This is a genomic window from Methylorubrum podarium (assembly GCF_022179745.1).
GTDB lineage: Bacteria > Pseudomonadota > Alphaproteobacteria > Rhizobiales > Beijerinckiaceae > Methylobacterium > Methylobacterium podarium.
This window is the reverse complement of the sequence record NZ_BPRD01000301.1, coordinates 1-5,485: the sequence shown is the minus strand read 5'-3', so window position 1 is coordinate 5,485 and position 5,485 is coordinate 1. Positions and strand designations below refer to the sequence as shown.

Sequence of the window (5,485 nt, the reverse complement as noted above, 5' to 3'; positions counted from 1 at the left end):
CCGACGAGGCGCGCGCGGGCTTCGCCGAGACGCCGCAGGCGCTGTTCTCCGCCGGCCTCGCCCCTCCGGGCGCCGACCTTCGGCCCGAGCCGGAGGCGAATCCCGAGGCCGAGACCCATCCGCTCGGCGCCGCCCGCGCGCAGATCCACGAGACCTACATCCTCGCCCAGACCCGCGACGGCATCGTGCTGGTCGATCAGCACGCCGCCCATGAGCGTCTGGTCTACGAGCGGCTCAAGCGCGAGCGCGCCGGCGGCGGCGTTGCGCGGCAGGGCCTCCTGATCCCCGACGTGGTCGAGATGGCGCCCGAGGAGGCCGACCGCCTCGTCGAGGCCGCCCCCGAACTGGAGCGGCTGGGCCTGAGCCTGGAGGCGTTCGGCCCCGGCGCGGTGCTGGTGCGGGCGGTGCCGGCGGCGCTCGCGGGCGGCTCGGTGAAGGGGCTCGTGCTCGACGTGCTCGACGCGCTGGACGCGAGCGGCGTCGAGGAGGGCGGCCCGGCGGGCGAGGGCGATCCCGACCCGGTGAGCCGGCGTCTCGACGCGCTCCTCTCGCGGATGAGCTGCCACGGCTCGATCCGCGCCGGCCGCCGCCTCAAGCCCGAGGAGATGAACGCGCTGCTGCGCGAGATGGAGGCGACCCCGCTCTCCGGCTCGTGCAACCACGGCCGCCCGACCTTCGTCACGCTGGGCTTGGCCGAGATCGAGCGGCTGTTCGGGCGGCGGTGAGGCGCGAGCCGACGGGCCGCTCCGACTTGGCGCGGGCCGGCCGCGTGCGGTAGCCTCAGTCCAGACGGGAGAGGCCCGGCATGGCAGAGTCGGCACGGCGTCGCTGGACCATCGAGGAATTCTTCGCCTGGCAGGAACGCCAGCCCGACCTGTACGAACTGGTCGGCGGTCAGCCTCAGCTCATGGCCGGCGCCAAGAACGTGCACGATGACATCGTCGTCAACATCCTCACCGAACTGAAGAACCAGACGCGCGGCTCCGGGTGTCGGCCGTTCACCAACGACGGCGCGGTTCAGACGGGCCCCTCCCAGATCCGGCGGCCGGATGTCGGGCTCGATTGCGGGAACCGCAAACCCGGTGCGTTCACGGCGGCAGGGCCACGGCTCGTCGTCGAAGTCCTGTCGCCGAGCACGCGCGATTTCGATGCGATCGACAAGCTCGGCGAGTACAAGGCGGTCGATGGCCTCGACGCCATCCTGTTCGTCGAGCCGAACCAACCCGTCGTCCGGCTGTGGTTGAGGGGGGCGGACGGGTCGTGGTCGGCGAGAACCATCGAGGGTCTCGATGCGGAGATCGACCTGCCGCAGATCGGGGTCACCCTCCGCATGGCGGCCGTCTATGACGGCGTCACGTTCCCGCCGACGCCGCGGCTCGTCGTCGAGGACGAGGCCGCGGCGCTGAAATCCGGCCGCTGAACGCGTCGTCCGCGGCAGGTCACAGGCGCTCGAGGAGGCGTTCGGCAGGCTCCGCCCTTGCGGGCACGCCAGCGGGCGCCGGAGTCAGGCCGGAATGCCGAGAGCCAGGGCCGCGGCGCTCGGCGGCGTCCGCGGACGCGGCATCCGCGCCGCCGGGCAGGGCGGCGGATCGTCGTCGTCGTCCCGGCGCCGGCGAAGGAACCGGTGCAGGTTCGAGAGCCGCCGCGGGCGCCGGGGCAGGGGCCGGCCTCCCGGTCGGGCCGGTTTCGCCGAGGGCGCCTCCCGGTCGAGCGTGCCGAGCGCGGCGAGGACGGCATCGAGCGGCACCGGCTCGGCCCTGAAGCCGGCGAGGCAGCGCAGCGCGGGGGCGTTCTCCAGGGCGCAGGCGTCGGACGCCCAGGACGCCAGGATCGCGCGCTTGTCCGCGCGGGAGAGGAGCGGGTGGGCCAGCACCTCGCGCGGGTGGCGGAACACGTCGCCGGGGGCGACGCGCGCCTGCCACGCGTCGAACGAGGCGGCCGGGGTGCCGGCCGGGTTCACGGGTCCGGCATTCACGGGGCCGGAATGGCGGAAAGAGGTCTCCATCATCGTCACGGGTCATCTCCCTGAAGGCACGGGGTTCGCGTGCGAAAAGGAAGGGATCCCCGGAAGCGCGGGCCTCCGGGGATGTCGGCTCGTGTTATGGGTCGCGCGTCGGGTCAGGCGGCCTTGGACTGGCCCTTGGATTGGCCCGCGGACCGGTCCGTGACCTGAACCGGCGCGTTGTCCTGCCCGACGGCGGCCTGGCTGCCGCCGATGGCGATCCGGCGCGGCTTGAGCGCCTCCGGCACCTCGCGCTTCAGCTCGACCGTGAGCAGGCCGTTCTCCAGGCTGGCGCCGGTGACCCGCACGTGCTGGGCGAGGTTGAAGGTCTGGCGGAAGGTGCGGCCGGCGATGCCCCGGTGCAGGTACTGACGCTCGCCTTCCTGGGCTTTCTTCTGGCCCGCGACGAGGAGCGCGGTGTCGTGCTGGGTCAGCTCGATCTCGTCGGGCGCGAAGCCGGCGACCGCCATGGTGATGCGGTAGCCGTCCTCGGACACCTTCTCGATGTCGTGGGGCGGCCAAGCGGCCGAGGTCTCGGCCTGGTCGAGCAGGGAGAACAGGCGGTCGAAGCCGACGGTGGAACGATAGAGGGGAGCGAAATCGAAGGTCCTCATGACCACATCCTCCTGGGAGCAACGTGATGACGAGGGCCGCCGGACACCTGACGTCCGGCGCCCACCATGCGAGCCCGTTCGGGCCTCGCACGCGCGTAAACGTGGTCAAGCGAACCGGGTTCCGGCTTTGCTCGAAATTTTTCGCGATCCGCTGTCCAATCCACGCACCTGCCGGATCTGAGGCGGCAACCGGAGGCTCACGCAACACGCGGCCTCCGACCATTCTCGTCCCTGGGCGATGACAGCGCGGCGGGCGTTTCGCGGGAGACTCCGTGTCCGCCCTCGCTCGGTGCCGGGGGCTCCTTGGAGTCAGTTGCCTGTCCGATCGACAGGGACAACAATGACGATCTCTCATCCATCGAGGAGATGAGCCGTGGCGACCATGAACGTGAGTCTTACCCCCGAGATGCTGTCGTTCGTGAACGAACTCACGCGTTCCGGCGGGTATGCCTCGGCGAGCGAGGTCGTTCGGGACGGCTTGCGCCTGCTGGAGCAGGAGAAGGCGGCCGAGGCCGAGAAACTCGCAGTCCTGAGGCAAGAGGTCGGAGCCGGCTTGGCCGACCTGCGTACCGGCCAGTTCGGCGACAGGACGGCCGTCGAGATCGCCCAAGACATCGCCCGAAAGACCGGTCGTGCGCCATAGGCTCACGCGCCGGGCGGACACGGACATCGAGCATATTCTCGAGGAGACACTCCGCGCCTTCGGTCCGACTCAGGTGCAAGCCTATGCACAGTTGATTGACCGCGCGATCGCCATGGTGGCCGAGGTACCCGAGCGCCCATCCTCGCAGGGCAGACCGGATCTCGGGCCGGGAATCCGCTCGTTCCATGTCGCCCTCGCGAGCGGATGTCGACGGTCGGCGTCCCACATCCTGTACTTCACGATCACGGATGCGATGGGGGCGAGCGCGAGGTCGTGATCCTCAGAGTTCTGCACGACAGGATGGAACCGCGGCTGAGGCTCACCTCCGCGACGGCGGCAGAGGGGACCGCGGACGAAGCCTCGCACGGGCGTTGAGCGATCGAGCGCGGCGTCGCGACGATCCCTGAGCCCTTCCACGCCTCCTCACCCCGCTTCCACCGGCCCGACGCCCCGCAGCAGCGGCACGAACGAGACCGGGCCGAGATCGGTCCTCTCGAACCGGTCCGGCCCGCGCCGGGTCAGGCGCAGCAGCGTCTGCCCGCCGGGCGGTCCGACCGGGATGACGAGGTGGCCGCCGTCGCGAAGCTGGTCCTTCAGCGCCCGTGGCACGTCCGGGCCGGCCGCCGAGACGAGGATCGCGTCGAAGGGCGCCGCCTCGGGCCAGCCCGCCTGTCCGTCGCCGACGCGCAGATGCACCGAGCCGAAGCCGAGCGCGGCGAGGCGGGCGCCCGCGGCCTCGCACAGGGCGGCGTGGCGCTTGACGGCGAAGACCTGCGCGCCCATCCGGGCCAGCACCGCCGCCGCGTAGCCGCAGCCGGCGCCGACTTCCAGAACTCGGTCGCCGGGCCGCAGGGCCAACGCCTCGATCATCAGGGCGACGATGTAGGGCTGGGAGATCGTCTGCCCCGCGCCGATCGGCAGCGGTCCGTCGCCGTAGGCCGCCGCCGCGAGGTCGGCCGGCAGGAAGGCCTCCCGCGGCACGGCGCCCATCGCTTCGAGGACGGCGGCGTCGCGCAGGCCGCGGGCGACGAGGTGCGTCTCGACCATCCGGGCACGGGCCTCGGCACGGTCCGGCACCGCCTCACTCCGTGCCCGCGCCGTCCGCCTCATCGTCGGACGCTTCGTCGGCGGGGGGCGGCGCGGGAGGCAGGTTCGGCGGCGGCAGGCGGCCGGGGCTCGGCGGCGTCGGCAGGCCGGCATCCTCGGTGGCCGGCGGGAGCGGCGCGGGTTTGGTCTCGGGCATCGATCCGTCGCAAGCTGCGGCGGCGCGGGGCGCGCCGCCTTCCCCGATTCAACGCCGGACGCGCCGCGCGGTGTCCGGCCGGCTCCGGCGGCGCCCCTCGACCGGGAGAGACCTCGACATGACCGCCTGTCCCAACCTGTTCGCCGGCCTGCCGGCGCACGCGGATGAGGAACTCTTCGAGACGCTGCTCGCCGCGCCCGGCCTGCGGATCGAGCGCATCGTCTCGACGGGGCAGGCGAGCCCGCCGGGCTTCTGGTACGATCAGGACGAGGACGAGTGGGTCGCGGTGCTTCGAGGCAGCGCCGAACTGCGCTTCGCCGACGAGAGCGCGCCGCGGCGCCTCGCCGAGGGCGACCACCTGCTGATCCCGGCCCACCGCCGGCATCGCGTCGAGCGCACGCAGAATCCGACGATCTGGCTCGCGGTTCACCGCGCGCCGCGCTAGCGCCCCATCCGCCCTGACGGCATCGGGCCGGTGGCTCTAGAGCAGAGTCCTTTTTTTCGAAAGCCGGCAACCACCTTTCGGGACGATGCTCTAGACCTTTGTTCCGACGCGCATTCCGACGACGAACCGGTTGCCACTTCGGCGGAATGCGCTCTAACGCCTGTCCCCATGATCGCGTGCCGCATCGAACCGAAGGGACAGGTCGAGCCGGAGGGGGAGGGCGTCTGGCGCTCCACCGGTTCCGACCCGCAATTCCGCCTCACCCATCCCCGCGGCGGGCGGCTGTTCCCGTTCCGGCTCGCCGCGGGCTGGGTGCGCATCCGGGCCGACCTCGAAGGCTTGGGCGCGACGAAGCCGGTGCCGCTTCTCTACGTCGATGACGGCTCGGGCTTTCGCGAGGACGAGGCGGTCCGCCTCGAGATGCGGGAGGATGGCGGGATCGACGACCTCGTGCGCCTGCCGCGCCGGGTGCGGGGCCTTCGCCTCGATCCACTCGCCGCCAGCGGGCGGTTCCGCCTCGCGCGGGCGACGCTGGAGC

9 protein-coding genes and 1 pseudogene are annotated in these 5,485 nt (G+C 72.1%); 6 read left to right on the top strand and 4 right to left on the bottom strand.

Going from position 1 to position 5,485, the window contains the following annotated elements; all coding sequences use genetic code 11:
• Both MFF42_RS15285 and MFF42_RS15280 read left to right on the top strand, forming a co-directional pair.
• Positions 1-725, top strand: a 725-nt coding sequence (locus MFF42_RS15285; protein WP_507763111.1) for a DNA mismatch repair MutL family protein, incomplete at its 5' end; no start/stop codon positions are given.
• An 80-nt stretch (positions 726-805) separates the two neighbouring features.
• A complete protein-coding gene (locus MFF42_RS15280; RefSeq protein ID WP_238256501.1) occupies positions 806-1,420 on the top strand; it encodes a Uma2 family endonuclease in 615 nt (204 codons plus the stop codon).
• An 84-nt stretch (positions 1,421-1,504) separates the two neighbouring features.
• Here the strand turns inward: MFF42_RS15280 and MFF42_RS15275 are convergent, their stop codons facing one another.
• Positions 1,505-2,008, bottom strand: a complete 504-nt coding sequence (locus MFF42_RS15275; protein WP_238256500.1) for a hypothetical protein — start codon at positions 2,006-2,008, stop codon at positions 1,505-1,507.
• A 110-nt stretch (positions 2,009-2,118) separates the two neighbouring features.
• Positions 2,119-2,616 (bottom strand): Hsp20 family protein, encoded by a 498-nt coding sequence (locus MFF42_RS15270; protein ID WP_238256499.1) that lies wholly within the window; start codon positions 2,614-2,616, stop codon positions 2,119-2,121.
• Between the two features lie 382 nt (positions 2,617-2,998).
• Here MFF42_RS15270 and MFF42_RS15265 point away from each other — a divergent pair, with 382 nt between their 5' ends.
• Complete coding sequence (locus MFF42_RS15265) at positions 2,999-3,259, top strand: type II toxin-antitoxin system ParD family antitoxin (RefSeq protein ID WP_238256502.1); 261 nt, start codon at positions 2,999-3,001, stop codon at positions 3,257-3,259.
• The gene (locus MFF42_RS26590) at positions 3,249-3,536 is read left to right on the top strand and encodes a type II toxin-antitoxin system RelE/ParE family toxin (protein WP_373875186.1); all 288 of its coding nucleotides are present in this window, start codon (positions 3,249-3,251) and stop codon (positions 3,534-3,536) included. Before MFF42_RS15265 ends, MFF42_RS26590 begins: the two co-directional genes overlap by 11 nt.
• Before the next feature lie 146 nt (positions 3,537-3,682).
• Here MFF42_RS26590 and MFF42_RS15260 read toward each other — a convergent pair whose 3' ends face one another.
• Positions 3,683-4,369, bottom strand: a complete 687-nt coding sequence (locus tag MFF42_RS15260; RefSeq protein WP_306423540.1) for a protein-L-isoaspartate(D-aspartate) O-methyltransferase — start codon at positions 4,367-4,369, stop codon at positions 3,683-3,685.
• Entirely contained in the window at positions 4,341-4,502 is a 162-nt protein-coding gene (locus MFF42_RS15255) for a hypothetical protein (protein WP_238256497.1), read from the bottom strand. Before MFF42_RS15255 ends, MFF42_RS15260 begins: the two co-directional genes overlap by 29 nt.
• A gap of 118 nt (positions 4,503-4,620) precedes the next feature.
• Here MFF42_RS15255 and MFF42_RS15250 point away from each other — a divergent pair, with 118 nt between their 5' ends.
• Positions 4,621-4,947 carry a cupin domain-containing protein gene (locus MFF42_RS15250; RefSeq protein WP_238256496.1) on the top strand — a complete coding sequence of 109 codons (327 nt, stop codon included), beginning with the start codon at positions 4,621-4,623 and terminating at the stop codon, positions 4,945-4,947.
• A 168-nt stretch (positions 4,948-5,115) separates the two neighbouring features.
• Positions 5,116-5,485 (top strand): annotated as a pseudogene (locus MFF42_RS15245) (glycosyltransferase family 2 protein); the annotation flags it as partial.

Excerpts from the sequence above, each read along its gene's own strand:
- MFF42_RS15280 (WP_238256501.1), top strand. The coding sequence starts at position 806 with ATGGCAGAGTCGGCACGGCGTCGCTGGACCATCGAGGAATTCTTCGCC.
- MFF42_RS15275 (WP_238256500.1), bottom strand. The coding sequence starts at position 2,008 with ATGATGGAGACCTCTTTCCGCCATTCCGGCCCCGTGAATGCCGGACCC.
- MFF42_RS15270 (WP_238256499.1), bottom strand. The coding sequence starts at position 2,616 with ATGAGGACCTTCGATTTCGCTCCCCTCTATCGTTCCACCGTCGGCTTC.
- MFF42_RS15265 (WP_238256502.1), top strand. The coding sequence starts at position 2,999 with ATGAACGTGAGTCTTACCCCCGAGATGCTGTCGTTCGTGAACGAACTC.
- MFF42_RS15260 (WP_306423540.1), bottom strand. The coding sequence starts at position 4,369 with ATGAGGCGGACGGCGCGGGCACGGAGTGAGGCGGTGCCGGACCGTGCC.
- MFF42_RS15255 (WP_238256497.1), bottom strand. The coding sequence starts at position 4,502 with ATGCCCGAGACCAAACCCGCGCCGCTCCCGCCGGCCACCGAGGATGCC.
- MFF42_RS15250 (WP_238256496.1), top strand. The coding sequence starts at position 4,621 with ATGACCGCCTGTCCCAACCTGTTCGCCGGCCTGCCGGCGCACGCGGAT.